Source organism: Moraxella lacunata (assembly GCF_900453205.1).
In the GTDB taxonomy this organism is placed as follows: domain Bacteria; phylum Pseudomonadota; class Gammaproteobacteria; order Pseudomonadales; family Moraxellaceae; genus Moraxella; species Moraxella lacunata_B.
Genome location: NZ_UGQU01000003.1, coordinates 1 through 15,246, shown reverse-complemented (window position 1 = coordinate 15,246; position 15,246 = coordinate 1). Strand labels below are relative to the sequence as shown.

Sequence of the window (15,246 nt, the reverse complement as noted above, 5' to 3'; positions counted from 1 at the left end):
GCCCTGCCATCGCCCTTTTTAAAATTCTAACCAATCCGCCATTTTACATGAAATGCCCTAATTGTGCAAAACTTTCATGCCCTATGTCCCATGCCTTATCCACCGCCAACAACGTCCGCCCCCACCGTCCATCATCAAATGCCCCACGCAAGGCATGGAACATAGCACTGTCAGTCAGCCACCACTTATCCATGCTCATCACAAGTACCATCTCATCATGAACATACAGCCCCCACAGATTGGCACGGTGCCATGTGGGAATGCTTAGGCGTTGGTAGAGTTTTTTACCACTTAATTTGGTAAAGCCGATTTGGGTTTTGCCATCCTTATCCGCATACGGCTCATAAATCCGCAGCCGCTCATCACGGCGAACAGGTCGAATATAAGCCGATTTATCCATCAACAATTCACGCAAACCATCATGAAAATCCATAAAAATGGCAAATGTGGTGTTTTGTTTTAGGATAATTTTAGAGGAATTTAGGGCGATTTTGTCATCGCTCATCTCATCTTGTAATAACAACCACAGCTCATGATGATAGCGGTACAGGGTATTTTTATAACGGCATAGCACCACCGCCTTGCCATTACCACCCATGTCATCGCCATCACTGCCTTGCCAAAAAATCTCTGTGCTATGGTCGCCATCATCACGAGCGGTCAATGCTAGGGTGTCGCTGACGGTCTGATAACTGGGCGGTAGGGGATTATCCGCTTGCACAAAAAACCGCACCACCGCCGACTGCTCATGTGCCGACAGCGTGCGTAATGCATGAATGTCCAAACAGCCCACAAAAGGCGTGTGGGTCGTATCAAGGGTGCATTTCTTAAACAATTCAAATACCGTTTCGCTGATGAGTGCGTGAGCGTCATTCATCAGATGTGCGGTGCGAGCGATGTTTTGGCGAACCTTGGGGTTTAGGGCGGTCAGGCGTGGCAAGATGTCGTTACGGATAAGACTGCGAGCGTTGTCGGTTGTGTCATTGGTTGGGTCGTCCACATAGGGCAAGGCGTGGGCGTGGGCAAATGCCGTAATTTCGTGCCGAGATACGCCGAGCAAGGGGCGATGTAGGTTCATTGTCCGCCCTTGTACGGTTTTGGCGCTCCATGCTCTCATGCCTGATAAGCCCTGCACGCCCGCCCCGTTGATGAGTCGCATAAGTACCGTCTCGGCTTGGTCATCGGCATGATGCGCCACCAATAGCACGCCATCGTCCACCATCGCCCCCATGAGTGCTTGATAACGGGCGGTGCGTGCTGATGTTTCGGTTTTTTTGGCAAGGGTTAAAGGCAAAATTTGCCAGTCAAATCCATACTCGTCTGCCCACGCTCCCACCAGTCTCGCCCAGTCGTCATTTGCCTGTTGTATGCCGTGATGAACGTGCAGTAGCGTGGGTAGCCTGTCCAATCTGCCCTGCTGATACAACAGATAACAGCCATACGCCAGAGCGAGCGAGTCTCGCCCACCACTACACGCCACATATAAAGGATAAGGCACGTCATTTAGGGCGGACAAGGCGGACAAAATGGGGCAAGCGGTCATCTTATACCGCCAAATCCGCCAAATCGCCCTTGCTTTCTAGCCACGCCTTGCGGTCGGACGCTCGTTTTTTGGCAAGTAGCATATCCATCACACTGCTGGTACTCACAAAATCATCAATGTCAAGCTGTACCAAACGGCGAGTATCGGGATTCATGGTCGTCTCACGCAAATGGTCAGGATTCATCTCGCCCAAACCCTTAAAACGGGTAATTTGCGGTTTGCCTTTGGATTTTGTTTTTTTCAAAATGGCATTTAACTCATCATCGTCCAAGGCATAATGCACGTCCTTGCCAATGTCAATGCGATACAGTGGGGGCATGGCGACAAACAAATGCCCCGCTTCCACAAGCGAGCGAAAATGCTTGACAAACAACGCACAAATAAGCGTGGCAATGTGTAGCCCATCACTGTCTGCGTCCGCTAGGATACAGATTTTGTCATAGCGTAATTCGGATAGGTCGTCGCTTGCTGGGTCTACCCCTATGGCAATGGCGATGTCGTGAATCTCTTGGCTAGACAGCACGGTGTCGTGTGAGACTTCCCATGTGTTTAGGATTTTACCACGCAGGGGCAGTATCGCCTGAAAATGGCGGTCTCGGGCTTGTTTGGCAGACCCGCCTGCACTGTCGCCTTCCACCAAAAACAGCTCCGCTCCGTCTTTAAATTCGCCCTTACAATCGGCTAATTTACCCGGCAAGGCAGGGCCTTGGGTGATTTTTTTGCGGGCGACTTTTTGGGCGGATTTGAGCCTTTTACCTGCTTTGGTGATGGCAAGCTCGGCGATGGCTTTGGCGGTGTCGGGGTGCTGATTTAACCACAGACTAAATGCGTCTTTGGCAAGGGTTTGCACGAGTGGGGACGCTTCACGGCTGGATAGGCGTTCTTTGGTTTGACCGCTAAACTGTGGCTCGGCAAATTTTAAAGACAAAATAAAATTCACCCCGTCCCACACGTCATCAGCAGTTAGGCGGACGTTTCTGGGTAACAGACTATGAATTTCACAAAACTCACGCAGTGCGTCCGTAATGCCTGTGCGTAGCCCGTTGACGTGCGTACCGCCTTGTGCGGTGGGGATTAGGTTCACATAGCTTTCCGTGATGGGCGTGCCTGATTCAGGTAGCCACGCTATCGCAAAAGTCGCTCCACCACGTTCGCCCCCTGTCGGCTCTTGACTAAAATAAAATGGCACCTCAGGGATAATGGCAAGCTCGCCAAGCTGTTCGGTGAGATACTGCACCACGCCGTCTGTGTATTGCCACGATTCGCTGTCGGACGGTTCGGGCTCACTCACAAAGTCAATTTTTAGCCCTGCTGATAGCACCGCTTTGGCTTTTAGGTTGTGTTTTAAGGATTTGATGGCAAATTTTGGGTTGTCAAAATACTGCTCATCTACCCAAAAACGCACCTGCGTGCCTCGTTTTTTCTTATTTGGAGCAGGCTTGCTATTCAATGTACTCACAGGCGTGCCATATTCAAACGCCATGTCATATTCCACCCCATCACGCCACACGACCACGTCCACCCGCTTGGATAAGGCATTGACCACGCTGATGCCCACACCGTGCAGACCGCCACTAATGGCGTAATTGTCCGTGCTAAATTTGCCCCCTGCGTGCAGGCGTGTCAAGATAAGCTCCACGCCTGATTGCTTGAATTCGGGGTGGATGTCGGTGGGCATACCCCGTCCGTCATCGAGCACCGACAGCGAGCCGTCAGCGTGCAGGGTAACGGTAATGTGCTTGGCGTGTCCTGCCAACGCTTCGTCCACCGAGTTATCAATCACCTCTTGGGCAAGATGGTTGGGACGGGTGGTGTCGGTGTACATACCGGGGCGACGGCGGACAGGTTCTAGCCCTTCTAGGACTTCTAGGTTTTGGGTGGTGTAGTTGGTCATTGTGCTTTTATGAATGGTAAAAAGGGGGTATTGTAACCGATTTTGGCAGATATTTAAATTTGATGATTAAAATTCTTGCCAGTCAGCTAGCCCCAAAACTCTTCCTAAAACTTTGCGGACTGACACCAAAACACGCCTTAAACTGCATTCGTAAATTACTTGCCGTGCCAAAACCTGTCTTATCTGCGATGATTTCAATCGGCAAATCCGTGCTTTCCAAATAGTCTTGCACTTTTGCCAAGCGTTTGGCGGTCAGCCACTGGCTTAAAGTCATATTGGTGGCGTTTTTAAAATAGCGAGCAAAACTGCGTGTTGATAAATGTACTCGTTTTGCCAAATCGTCTAATTTATGATTGTCCGCCAAATTGTCGCTTAAAAATTGCAATAACTCATTGATTTTTTCGTCTTTGGCGTGGCTAATTGGCGAGATGTCGCTAAATTGGGCTTGACCGCCCACACGGTATGGAGCGGAGACCAAGTGCCGAGCCAGTTCATTGGTAACTTTTGCCCCATAAAGCGTGCGAATAAAATACAAACAACAATCTAGCCCTGCAAACGCCCCTGCCGATGTCAAAATATTGCCGTCATCAACATAAAGCCGGTTGCTATCCAATTGAATATTTGGGAATTTTTCTTTAAATGCTTGTTCGCCCGCCCAATGGGTTACTACCGTTTTGCCGTGCAAAATATCAGCAAAAGCAAGCACAAAAGTGCCATAACACAGCCCAATGATTTTTTTGCCCTGTGCGTGGGCGGTTTGTAATTTTTGGCATAATTTGGCATTTGGTACATCGCCCACAAAGCCACTAATGACAATGATGTCAGCCTTGTCTAACAGCGACAAATCGCCACCTGCCGCAATTTTTGCCCCAAATTCGCTAAAAATCGCCTTACCATTGTCGCTACATACCCCAAAATCAAACAGTTTTTGTCCTTGATAAGTGGCTTGAAATAGTGAAAAGGGAATGTTAAAGACAAAATCATTACAGCCGTTTTGGGCGTAAAGGATGAGTTTTGGCGGTTGGTTGCTAAAAATCATTGCTTTTTATTCAAGATTTCAAGAATTTTTCGATGACGAATACCTTGGTCAAAATTTTGCAATTCTGTATTGTCTTTGATAATATTGCCTTGTTTGTCAATTTTAATCCATTCGCCATTTAATTTGGCGTCCGTTGTTTCACTGTCTTTAAAATCGCTAATAAAATCATAAATCATCGGAATAACAAGCTCGCCTTTGGCATTGATTACTCCCCATTGATTGCCAATTCTTACACTGGCAATGCCATTAAAAAATTTAGTGGTTTCATCATAATGAAATGGAATCACCAATATTCCTGTTTTATCAAGAAATCCGCTTTTATTATCCATCACAACAACCGCCAAACCTTCTCTAAAATCTGACGCATTATCATATTGAAAATCAATGGCAATTTGACCCGCTTTATCCATAAAGCCAATTTTGGCATTTTGCTTAACAACCACAAATCCTTCTTTAAATTCACTAATCACTTCTATGTTATTGGGAATTTGAATGACAATATCGCCTTGATAATTGATAAAAAAAGTTTTTCCATCTTTTTCAACTTTCGCCAAACCATCGCTAAATAAATCCACATCATCATAAATCAACGGAATGACAAGATTGCCAGATAAATCCACAAATCCTGATTTGTCGCCCTTTTCAGCAACAGAAAATCCTTCATAAGGACAAGAAATATAATCAAGTTTGTGTTTATTCGGTGGTCGTTTGCAAGTATCGGCGTGGCTATTTTGTGAAAATAACAAAGGTGATACCATTGCCAACAAATAGGGGACTTTTTTAAAGGATAGAAATTTCATTTTGTTCCTTTGCGAAAAAATATGGATTTATTATACCATTTTCACATCAAAATAAAAATGGCAAAATCCTTGTGTTGATTGGCAATATTGCCTATTTTAGCACAGCCCCAAATTCTTTAAAATACGCACCAATCTTAACCGTATTGGAGCTTTAAAATGCTAAAAAAACTTGCCTTATCCGCTCTTGCCTTAACAATGAGCTTATCAGCTTTTGCCCTTGATGGTTATCAGCACATTCGTAATGCTACCGCCAAAATTGAGTATGCAGGACAAACCTTTTTGATAGACCCATTTTTTGCCAAAAAAGAAGCGATGGCGGGCTTTGCGGGGACTTTTAACAGTCATTTGCGTATGCCCTTGGTTGATTTGCCGATGTCTACCAATGAGATTTTAAAAGGCGTGGACGCAGTTATCGTAACCCACACCCACGAAGACCATTGGGACGAAACCGCCCAAAAAGCAATCCCCAAACATTTGCCGATTTTTGTGCAAAATGAAAGCGCTGCCAAACTTATCCGCTCGCAAGGCTTTAAAAATGTACAAGTTTTGCACGAAAAATCGGTATTTAATGGGGTGGAACTCCACAAAACAGGCGGTTCGCACGGCACAGAACAAATGTACGCCAACCCACAAATGGCACAGCTTTTGGGCGAAGCAATGGGCGTAGTCATCAAAAAAGACGGACACAAAACTACCTACATTATGGGAGATACGGTGTGGACGGCTGATGTGAATAAAGCCTTGCACAAATATCAGCCTGAATATTTGGTCATGAATACGGGCTTTGCTCGCATTAACGGCATTGCGGACGGCATTATTATGGGGACAGCTGATGTATTAAAGGCAAGCCAAATCGCCCCAAACGCCAAGCTCATCACCGTGCATATGGACACCACCAATCATAATGCGGTAAGCCGTGAAGATATGCGTAAATTTGTGATTGGCGAGAAACTCACCGATAAAGTCATCATTCCTGCTGACGGGCAAGTGATTGAATTAAAATAATTTTTAGTGGAGAAGCCCTATGAAAACCGCACTTTTAGTGATTGATGTACAAAACGAATACTTTGCTTCCGCAAACGGCAAATTTGACCAATTTAATGTGGACACCATCGCTCAAAACATCGCCAATTACGCCAAAACTGCCGAGCAAAACGGAGAGCTTGTCATTGGCGTTCAGCATTTAATGGCAAAAGATTATCCATTGTTTGCCGAAGGGTCGCACGGTACCGAACTGCATTCATCGGTTGCGGGCATTTTGGCGGATAAGCCTTTGGTGCAAAAGAGACACGCTGACAGTTTTTTAAACACCAATTTGCTTGAAATCTTACAAGAAAATGGCATTGAACAAGTGGACATTTGTGGCATTATGACTCAAAACTGCGTTACCCATACCGCCCTTTCACCCTTTGCCAAAGACTATAAAATCCTTGTATTATCAAGCCTTTGCACCGCACCGACCGAGCTGATTCATCAAATCGCACTTGGGGCGTTGGCGGATAGAGCGTGGATTGAAGTGGTTTAAATTGATAAAGACACCGTTTGCACATTGCAGGCGGTGTTTTTTCTTGACTTTCCCCCAAAACCGCCTATAATAAGTCCAAATTTTTAAACTTATAAGCCCAAAATGACCGATATTACCCACGCAATGCAGTTAATGAAAGACTGCATTCCCATTTTTACCGTGCTTTCGGACGAAAACCGCCATTTGATTTTGAAATTATTGCTGGAAAATGGGGCGATGAGAGTCAATGACATTACCGAAAATCTGCATTTGTCTCGCCCTGCGGTGTCACACCATTTGAAAATTATGCTTTCTGCCAATGCCGTCAGCGTAGAACAAATCGGCAAAGAACGCTTTTACAGTTTGGCAATGAAAGATGAAATTGAAAAAATGGGCGAACTCGTTGAATTGATGAAAAAAATATTGTCCGAGTAATGCGTAAGGTGCGTAATACGCACCTTTGTATACCCCCTTTTAAGGTATAATAAGCAAAAACCCGTTATCCACATCTTGTACGCACCTTAGAACCATAAGGGCAACCACCCAAGATTAAGTTCGTGTCGTAGCTTTAAGAGTGGATAACCTTTCATCAATCAAAACCGTACAGTTGATAGACTCTAAACCGAATACAAGGCAGGTTAATGATGAATAATGCTAAACAAACCAAAAATACCAAGCAAACCAAAACCAATGTAGCGAACAAGCCCAATGAACCCATTTACTGTGGCATTGATGTGGGCAAAAAGGTCTTTGTGGTATCACTTTCTTGTAAGGATAAAACCAAAACCTTTTCAAACACTGGGGGCGACATCAAACAAGCGATGGCTTATCTTAATACCAATGCAGGCACAAACCTAGCTTTGGTAGTACTTGAAAGTACAGGCGGATTAGAAATCCCCCTTGCCAAAGCCCTGTATCAATCAGGCTTTAATGTGGTGATTGCCAATCCTAATAAAACCAGCCAGTTTGCTAAGTCTTATTCTAATGCTAAGACAGATAACCAAGATGCCAAAATGCTTGCTCTTTATGCCAAGTTTTTAAGTCTTGATGAGAGCAAACTTACTCATTTGCTCTATGTCCCACCAAGCGAAGAGCAAGAACGCTTAGAGGCATTGGTAGTACGCCGTCATCAGCTTGTGGCAATGCGTGTACAAGAAAAGAACCGTATTTGGCAAATTCATCAAAGTCAGCTTGAGAGTGTTAAACAAGTCATTGCTTACCTTGATGAACAGATTGCTAAGTTAGAACAAGACATCGACACCCTAAGCAAACATTTTGATGACACCACAAAAAAGTTTAAAGACATCAAGGGGATTGGTGGTGTTACTGTCGCTACCTTGATGTCAATGTTACCTGAACTTGGTACATTAAGCAATAAAGAAATCGCCTCCTTAGTGGGCGTTGCCCCACACCCCAAAGAAAGTGGCACACTTAAATACAAGAGCCATTGCAAAGGGGGTAGGCAATCGGTTCGTAATGTCTTATACAATGCCACCAATGTGGCAAGACAATATGAACCCAAATTTAAACAGTTTTATGAGCGTTTGATAGGCAAAGGCAAACCCTTTAAAGTTGCCATCAACGCTTGTATGCGTAAACTCCTAATCGTCATTAACGCCATTGTTAGAAATGACAGTGTTTGGCAAGCGGATTATCATCTTAATCTTAGCGTTAAGTAACATCCACAAGCCAACAAAGTTAATGAGGGTTGGTGGTACTGTATTCTTTAGGGATACAGTTGCTACATATTGGGCAATCCGCCTGCGTGGTCGCCGTGCATATGGGTCATCACCACCGTGTCTATTTTTAATGGGTCAAAGCCTTTGGCTTTTAGCACTTCGCCCACTTCTTCGCTAGGCTTGACACCACGGCGTTTGCAAAACTGCATAAACGGGTGCCACCACGGCTGATAGCCTTTGTCATTAGCACGGCTACTTTCGCCCGTATCCACCAAAATCAAGCCCTCATCGTATTCAATCAACCAGCAACCAATCGGCAATTTTGGCGACCATTTTGTATCGGTCAGCACATCAAGCACACGCAAAGAGCGAGCAAAAAAGCGTGCCAGTTGATGATGAATTTTAATTTGTACCCAACCTGTCGTTAGGCAATGCACTTTAATCATTTTTGTGTTTCCTTAAAATTAAGTGATGCGTTTATTTTATAAATAAATTTACGCCACCACAAACACCAAAATGCTTGTATCTAACAGGATATACAGATAAAATATGAAAAATGTATGCATAATTTGAAAATAAAAAAACCCAAATCAATGATTTGGGTTTAAGGTTTTTACAGATTGATTTGGATTAGTTCACAAAATAGACAAACTTACCATCAGAATGCTCTTCATCAAGAGAAACGGTTTCTACTGATTTATTGTGTATTTTAAAATAACCATTGAAATCATCACAAGGAATAAAGAAGGTATTTTGAAATACAACGGATAAATCACTTAATTTTTGAACAAATAATTCAAAATCCATCTCAATAATGTGCAATGATAACAGAAAACTTACATCTCCATTAACATCTGACATAACACATAAGCAAGAAATATCATCAGAAACAGTAATTTTATCTAGTTCATCAGCCCGACAAACAACTATCTTGCTTTTATCCAATTCAAACAAATTCATCATTAAATTGCTTGCTTGATTGGTGTCATATTTGCTATCTACAAAAATATCTATCATTATTGAATCTCTCTATATATTCTTAAAACCTTATCTTTTGTGGCTTTATCTACCTTCATATTGTTCAATATTTGTTCAGACCTATCATTATTACCTAATTGATTGTACACACCCAAAGTTTTGTATTCAATTCTATTTAATAAATAAAACCCATTACCAGATACTGGAAATAAAGTTCCGTCGTGATGACCATAAATCCTACCATTGATATGAAACTGATTGTTAATGAATTTTGCTTTTCCAGTTCTAATGGCTTGCACATCAATAGGAACATTTACAATTTTTCTATTAACAACAGTATTTTTATCTTTTGCTAAGCTACTTTGAGTAACCTTATCTGCGTAGTGCCTATCTAATAGTTTTTAAGCTCTTTGCAAAGGCTGGTGTGGTAGAATTTTGATTTGTTGTGCTTTGCGTAGATGGACTTGGTTTACAATTTCTCTTACAAGCGTGAGCAGTTGTAGAAAAAGATAAAACAAATAAACCAAGTACCATCAATAAGACTGTGAAAAATCGAGCCATTATCAATCCCTATAAATTAACTAAAATTTACCCATTATATAGTTTTAGTAAACATATGTCAATAAAAACAAGTAAAATATCAAAAATCCTTGTATTTAACAGGATATACAGATAAAATTATAAAAATGTAGGTATAATTTGAAAAAAGAAAAAACCGTTCGTGGTGAGCTTGTCGAACCATAACGGTTTTCTTTAATTCGGGGTTTTGCAGGAAGTTTATTGAAAAAGCCTTGATTAACCGCACGACTTTTTATCATTATTATTCAGGCAAAAGCGATTTGGCGGGCAAATTGATTAAACAAATCAAAGTCGAATATCAAAGCATTTTAAAACAACGCTTTGAAAGCGATAATTTGGTGCGATTTATGCAAATCATTGGCAACCGCTTATTGGAAAAAAGACGGCTCGTTTTGGCACTTTGGAAAATCAAAACACTCCGTCATCATTTGTATGACGATATACACGCTTTATTAAAAAACGCCTTTATCGCCCACGCCAAACGGATAAAATCTGACGATAAAAATGGGACTATCAAGCCCATATTTTTGCCACCATTGCGCTAGAAAGTCATCGCTATTATTTTGAACAAGGGGAAATTTTAAAAATCCCGCAGGTGTTTGATGGGTGGATAAAAATGGTTGGGGTGCTAAGAACATAAATTTTCAGGCAGCCTAAAAATAATCTTTCCAAAAACGAAAACCAAATTCCCGAAAATCGCCATTCCATTGCCAATTATAAAATCTTATAATACGCCCATTCCATTTATTTTAAAGAGAAATTTTATGAAAAAAAATTCGACAGCACCGCCCTTGCCCTAACCCTTGCCACATTGGGCGTGGCGTGTACGCCGATTGATCAGCTTGCCGACCAAACCAGTCAAGCAGCCAAGCACGCAGGGCAAAATCTGACCAAACTCATCAGCATTGACAACGCCAAAGAAGTTGCTCAATTAAACTACATTGAAAACCTAAACAGCCCCCGAAGATTTGGTGCAAATCCCCAATTCCAAATGGATTATCGCAAGCGGCATGACGCACCATAGCGGTTTGTATTTGATTGACAGCCAAAGCAAAACCACTCAAAGGCTCATTGCTCCAAAAGCCGATAAACCTTCTACCCAATTTAAAAACGGCCAGCCACAACCGCACGCCGATGAAATGCAAATTCATGGTTTGAGCATTCGTGCGATTGGCGGTGGCAAATCGCTTTTGTATGCGGTTAATCACAATGGTTTTGACCAAAACATTACCCGTGAAACCATTGAAATTTTTGAAGTCAATGCCAATACCGCCACACCAACCATCACTTGGCTTGGCAATATACCAATGCCCAAAGACGACAAGGGCAGATATTTAGCAGGTAATGCAGTGGTATCAGGGGCGGACGGCTCAATTTATACCACCGTGATGATGCACCCCGACAACACGCTTGATGAAATGTTTGCAGGCAAAGCCACAGGGGCGGTCTATCGCTGGACACCAAAATCACAAGCCTTTGAAAAATTGCAAGGCACCGAATTTAACGGCAACAACGGCATTGAACTCTCTAAAGACGGCAAATTTATCTATGTCGCCCATATGAAAAAGTGGTATTGTTAAAAACAAATACATAAGTTAAAATAGCTCAATACTTTACCATATAGAGTAAAAACCAATGAACGAAACATTTGATAGTTGTCCTAAATGTAAGCACAAACACTTTGTCAAAGCAGGTTTTAACAATGGCAGACAACGCTATAAGTGCAAAGGTTGCAATCATTACTTTTCGGTACATAAACCAACGCATCATAAAAGCGAAGAAACCAAGCAAATGGCAATCAATATGTATCTAGAAGGTTTGGGCTTTCGCTCAATTGGTCGCATATTAGGTATTAGTTATGGCACAGTCTATCAATGGGTTAAAAAACTTGGTGAACAACATCAAATTAAACAAGATAGCAATCAAGCGATAGATATCGTTGAGCTTGATGAGATTCATAGCTACACCAAGCATAAAAAAACGCTTGCTGGACTTGGGTTGCCATTGACAGAACAACAAAACAAATCTTAGGTTTTGTTTGTGGCAGACGAGACACCAACACCTTTAAACAGCTTTACAATCAATTGAATATCCATAACATTCAACTGTTTTGTAGTGACTACTGGAAATCTTACCTTGAAGTCATTCCAAAATCAAAACATATGACAAGCAAAGCTCAAACTTTTACCATAGAGGGCTATAATAGTCTCATTAGGCATTTCACAGCAAGATTTAGAAGAAAATCAAAATGTTATTCTAAATCCGAGAAAATGATAGAAAACACTTTGAACTTACTGTTTGCTAAGTGGAATGGAACTTTGAATTATGTATTTTAGTTTAACAATGCCCAAAATTTTATTCAATTCAAAGCAAGAATCGTGCCAATAAATCTAAAGCAACCATAATTATTGATAACATTGATGAGCTGTCTGTTAGCTATCTTATCACAGTATTGCAAATTTTAGCAATCTTTCTAGGTTGCGAGTATAAGTACAAATAATCGTCATACATGATTGGTGTTTTAGGCTCTGCAAGTTGTGTATGAAAATTTGACATATTTTTATAAAAATGTGTTAGAATAAAAAAGGCAGACCAGACAATCACCGTCTGACCACTTAATTTGATTTAAAGTTAATATTATGATAAATGTTAGTCAAATTAAGTGGTCGGAGGGAGGAAAGTCCGGACTACATAGGGCGACGTGCTAGCTAACGGCTAGGGGGCGAAAGCCTACGACCAGTGCAACAGAGAATAGACCGCCCGACCACTCAACCAAGTGTTTATTGTAAATTCAAAAATTATAATTTTAAAGAATATTTGGTTGAGTGGTCGGGTAAGGGTGAAACGGTGGGGTAAGAGCCCACCGCATGACTGGCAACAGTTCATGGCGAGGTAAACTCCACGTGTAGCAAGACCAAATAGGTATCCAATGAGTTGCCCGCTTAGGATACGGGTAGGTTGCTTGAACGCATGAGTGATTGTGCGTCTAGATGAATGATTGTCCACGACAGAATCCGGCTTATCGGTTTGCCATTTATTTTTATAAAAATGAAAATTTCTTTAAAATTGGTGTTGACAACAGATAAAAGCATCTGTATAATTCGCACCCTGTAACGGCGATGTAGCTCAGCTGGTTAGAGCGTACGACTCATAATCGTAAGGTCAAGAGTTCAAGTCTCTTCATCGCCACCAAATTACCTTAATAGAATTTAAAAAAGTCCTTGACTTAATTTTAAATTATCATATAATGTAATTTCCGCTGACAATAAAGCATTGTTGAAAATTAAATTAAAAATTTTTAAAAAAGTGCTTGACATAAAAATCCATTGTGATAAAATAGTCAGCCTTGATTGATGATACAGACGATGTATCACGCACTATTTAAAAACATACTAAGAACAACTTGTGTGGATTTTTGCTAATACAAGATAATACAAAAATTATCATTTATCAAGCAAAAATACTCAAAGTTAATTCATTTACACGATGAGCAGATATTTTTAAAAATATCAAATATTGCTAGTAAGTACATAACGTACACGATAAATGAGCCAAAACAAATTAAGTCCTAAGCAATTAGGCAAAACAAAGATTAAACTGAAGAGTTTGATCATGGCTCAGATTGAACGCTGGCGGCAGGCTTAACACATGCAAGTCGAACGATGAAGTCTAGCTTGCTAGACGGATTAGTGGCGAACGGGTGAGTAATGCTTAGGAATCTGCCTATTAGTGGGGGATAACGTAGGGAAACTTACGCTAATACCGCATACGTCTTACGAGAGAAAGGGGGCTTTTAGCTCTCGCTAATAGATGAGCCTAAGTCGGATTAGCTAGTTGGTGGGGTAAAGGCCTACCAAGGCGACGATCTGTAGCTGGTCTGAGAGGATGATCAGCCACACTGGGACTGAGACACGGCCCAGACTCCTACGGGAGGCAGCAGTGGGGAATATTGGACAATGGGCGAAAGCCTGATCCAGCCATGCCGCGTGTGTGAAGAAGGCCTTTTGGTTGTAAAGCACTTTAAGTGGGGAGGAAAAGCTTGTGGTTAATACCCACAAGCCCTGACGTTACCCACAGAATAAGCACCGGCTAACTCTGTGCCAGCAGCCGCGGTAATACAGAGGGTGCAAGCGTTAATCGGAATTACTGGGCGTAAAGCGAGCGTAGGTGGTTATTTAAGTCAGATGTGAAAGCCCCGGGCTTAACCTGGGAACTGCATCTGATACTGGGTGACTAGAGTAGGTGAGAGGGAAGTAGAATTCCAGGTGTAGCGGTGAAATGCGTAGAGATCTGGAGGAATACCGATGGCGAAGGCAGCTTCCTGGCATCATACTGACACTGAGGTTCGAAAGCGTGGGTAGCAAACAGGATTAGATACCCTGGTAGTCCACGCCGTAAACGATGTCTACCAGTCGTTGGGTCTCTTGAAGACTTAGTGACGCAGTTAACGCAATAAGTAGACCGCCTGGGGAGTACGGCCGCAAGGTTAAAACTCAAATGAATTGACGGGGGCCCGCACAAGCGGTGGAGCATGTGGTTTAATTCGATGCAACGCGAAGAACCTTACCTGGTCTTGACATACAGAGAATTCGCTAGAGATAGCTTAGTGCCTTCGGGAACTCTGATACAGGTGCTGCATGGCTGTCGTCAGCTCGTGTCGTGAGATGTTGGGTTAAGTCCCGCAACGAGCGCAACCCTTTTCCTTAGTTACCAGCACTTCGGGTGGGAACTCTAAGGATACTGCCAGTGACAAACTGGAGGAAGGCGGGGACGACGTCAAGTCATCATGGCCCTTACGACCAGGGCTACACACGTGCTACAATGGTTGGTACAAAGGGTTGCTACACAGCGATGTGATGCTAATCTCAAAAAGCCAATCGTAGTCCGGATTGGAGTCTGCAACTCGACTCCATGAAGTCGGAATCGCTAGTAATCGCAGATCAGAATGCTGCGGTGAATACGTTCCCGGGCCTTGTACACACCGCCCGTCACACCATGGGAGTTGATCTCACCAGAAGTGGTTAGCCTAACGCAAGAGGGCGATCACCACGGTGGGGTCGATGACTGGGGTGAAGTCGTAACAAGGTAGCCGTAGGGGAACCTGCGGCTGGATCACCTCCTTAACGAATTATCTGATTAGCAAGAATTCACAACAAGTTGTTCTTAGTAAAGTAAGTTAAATTGGGTCTATAGCTCAGTTGGTTAGAGCACCGCCTTGATAAGGCGGGGT

14 protein-coding genes, 1 tRNA gene, 1 rRNA gene and 1 other RNA gene are annotated in these 15,246 nt (G+C 42.7%); 11 read left to right on the top strand and 6 right to left on the bottom strand.

Annotated features, from left to right (window positions below; genetic code table 11):
- Nucleotides 1–43: 43 nt before the first annotated feature.
- The 4 genes from tilS to DX073_RS08865 form a co-directional block, all read right to left on the bottom strand.
- Complete coding sequence (gene tilS, locus DX073_RS08880; protein WP_115007596.1) at nt 44–1,543, bottom strand: tRNA lysidine(34) synthetase TilS; 1,500 nt, start codon at nt 1,541–1,543, stop codon at nt 44–46.
- A gap of 1 nt (nt 1,544) precedes the next feature.
- The gene (gene parE, locus DX073_RS08875) at nt 1,545–3,437 is read right to left on the bottom strand and encodes a DNA topoisomerase IV subunit B (protein ID WP_115007595.1); all 1,893 of its coding nucleotides are present in this window, start codon (nt 3,435–3,437) and stop codon (nt 1,545–1,547) included.
- Between the two features lie 82 nt (nt 3,438–3,519).
- Nucleotides 3,520–4,476 carry a GlxA family transcriptional regulator gene (locus DX073_RS08870; RefSeq protein ID WP_115007593.1) on the bottom strand — a complete coding sequence of 319 codons (957 nt, stop codon included), beginning with the start codon at nt 4,474–4,476 and terminating at the stop codon, nt 3,520–3,522.
- Nucleotides 4,473–5,276, bottom strand: coding sequence for a WG repeat-containing protein (locus DX073_RS08865; protein WP_115007591.1), 804 nt, complete (start codon nt 5,274–5,276; stop codon nt 4,473–4,475). The genes DX073_RS08870 and DX073_RS08865 overlap by 4 nt, the downstream gene beginning before the upstream one ends.
- 156 nt (nt 5,277–5,432) lie before the next feature.
- On the opposite strand from DX073_RS08865, the gene DX073_RS08860 reads away from it, so the two are divergent.
- The 4 genes from DX073_RS08860 (at nt 5,433) to DX073_RS08845 (ending at nt 8,459) form a co-directional block, all read left to right on the top strand.
- The gene (locus tag DX073_RS08860; RefSeq protein WP_115007589.1) at nt 5,433–6,281 is read left to right on the top strand and encodes an MBL fold metallo-hydrolase; all 849 of its coding nucleotides are present in this window, start codon (nt 5,433–5,435) and stop codon (nt 6,279–6,281) included.
- A gap of 19 nt (nt 6,282–6,300) precedes the next feature.
- Nucleotides 6,301–6,801 carry an isochorismatase family protein gene (locus DX073_RS08855; protein WP_115007587.1) on the top strand — a complete coding sequence of 167 codons (501 nt, stop codon included), beginning with the start codon at nt 6,301–6,303 and terminating at the stop codon, nt 6,799–6,801.
- A gap of 102 nt (nt 6,802–6,903) precedes the next feature.
- A complete protein-coding gene (locus DX073_RS08850) occupies nt 6,904–7,215 on the top strand; it encodes an ArsR/SmtB family transcription factor (protein ID WP_115007585.1) in 312 nt (103 codons plus the stop codon).
- A 206-nt stretch (nt 7,216–7,421) separates the two neighbouring features.
- Entirely contained in the window at nt 7,422–8,459 is a 1,038-nt protein-coding gene (locus DX073_RS08845; protein ID WP_258556830.1) for an IS110 family transposase, read from the top strand.
- A 62-nt stretch (nt 8,460–8,521) separates the two neighbouring features.
- On the opposite strand, the gene DX073_RS08840 is transcribed toward DX073_RS08845, so the two are convergent.
- Nucleotides 8,522–8,905 (bottom strand): MBL fold metallo-hydrolase, encoded by a 384-nt coding sequence (locus tag DX073_RS08840; RefSeq protein WP_115007583.1) that lies wholly within the window; start codon nt 8,903–8,905, stop codon nt 8,522–8,524.
- 184 nt (nt 8,906–9,089) lie between these two features.
- Entirely contained in the window at nt 9,090–9,476 is a 387-nt protein-coding gene (locus DX073_RS08835) for a hypothetical protein (RefSeq protein ID WP_115007581.1), read from the bottom strand.
- Between the two features lie 752 nt (nt 9,477–10,228).
- On the opposite strand from DX073_RS08835, the gene DX073_RS08825 reads away from it, so the two are divergent.
- The 7 genes from DX073_RS08825 to DX073_RS08795 all read left to right on the top strand — a co-directional run bounded on the left by DX073_RS08825 (nt 10,229) and on the right by DX073_RS08795 (nt 15,139).
- The gene (locus DX073_RS08825) at nt 10,229–10,561 is read left to right on the top strand and encodes a hypothetical protein (protein ID WP_220186741.1); all 333 of its coding nucleotides are present in this window, start codon (nt 10,229–10,231) and stop codon (nt 10,559–10,561) included.
- A 272-nt stretch (nt 10,562–10,833) separates the two neighbouring features.
- Nucleotides 10,834–11,040: a hypothetical protein gene (locus DX073_RS08820; RefSeq protein WP_115007577.1), complete on the top strand. Its 207-nt coding sequence runs from the start codon at nt 10,834–10,836 to the stop codon at nt 11,038–11,040.
- A complete protein-coding gene (locus DX073_RS08815; RefSeq protein ID WP_115007575.1) occupies nt 11,027–11,596 on the top strand; it encodes an SMP-30/gluconolactonase/LRE family protein in 570 nt (189 codons plus the stop codon). Before DX073_RS08820 ends, DX073_RS08815 begins: the two co-directional genes overlap by 14 nt.
- A gap of 55 nt (nt 11,597–11,651) precedes the next feature.
- A protein-coding gene (locus tag DX073_RS08810) for an IS1 family transposase (protein WP_228707437.1) occupies nt 11,652–12,352 on the top strand; the annotation gives its coding sequence in 2 pieces (ribosomal slippage) (nt 11,652–12,000 and nt 12,000–12,352; 702 coding nt in all).
- Nucleotides 12,353–12,600: 248 nt separating this feature from the next.
- Nucleotides 12,601–13,054: RNase P RNA component class A (gene rnpB / locus DX073_RS08805), an RNA gene on the top strand.
- A 77-nt stretch (nt 13,055–13,131) separates the two neighbouring features.
- Nucleotides 13,132–13,208: transfer RNA gene (locus tag DX073_RS08800), tRNA-Met, on the top strand.
- Between the two features lie 402 nt (nt 13,209–13,610).
- Nucleotides 13,611–15,139: ribosomal RNA gene (locus DX073_RS08795) — 16S ribosomal RNA — on the top strand.
- Nucleotides 15,140–15,246: the final 107 nt, after the last annotated feature.

Coding starts and splice junctions, on each gene's coding strand:
- tilS (WP_115007596.1), bottom strand. CDS start 1,543: ATGACCGCTTGCCCCATTTTGTCCGCCTTGTCCGCCCTAAATGACGTG.
- parE (WP_115007595.1), bottom strand. CDS start 3,437: ATGACCAACTACACCACCCAAAACCTAGAAGTCCTAGAAGGGCTAGAA.
- DX073_RS08870 (WP_115007593.1), bottom strand. CDS start 4,476: ATGATTTTTAGCAACCAACCGCCAAAACTCATCCTTTACGCCCAAAAC.
- DX073_RS08865 (WP_115007591.1), bottom strand. CDS start 5,276: ATGAAATTTCTATCCTTTAAAAAAGTCCCCTATTTGTTGGCAATGGTA.
- DX073_RS08860 (WP_115007589.1), top strand. CDS start 5,433: ATGCTAAAAAAACTTGCCTTATCCGCTCTTGCCTTAACAATGAGCTTA.
- DX073_RS08855 (WP_115007587.1), top strand. CDS start 6,301: ATGAAAACCGCACTTTTAGTGATTGATGTACAAAACGAATACTTTGCT.
- DX073_RS08850 (WP_115007585.1), top strand. CDS start 6,904: ATGACCGATATTACCCACGCAATGCAGTTAATGAAAGACTGCATTCCC.
- DX073_RS08845 (WP_258556830.1), top strand. CDS start 7,422: ATGATGAATAATGCTAAACAAACCAAAAATACCAAGCAAACCAAAACC.
- DX073_RS08840 (WP_115007583.1), bottom strand. CDS start 8,905: ATGATTAAAGTGCATTGCCTAACGACAGGTTGGGTACAAATTAAAATT.
- DX073_RS08835 (WP_115007581.1), bottom strand. CDS start 9,476: ATGATAGATATTTTTGTAGATAGCAAATATGACACCAATCAAGCAAGC.
- DX073_RS08815 (WP_115007575.1), top strand. CDS start 11,027: ATGACGCACCATAGCGGTTTGTATTTGATTGACAGCCAAAGCAAAACC.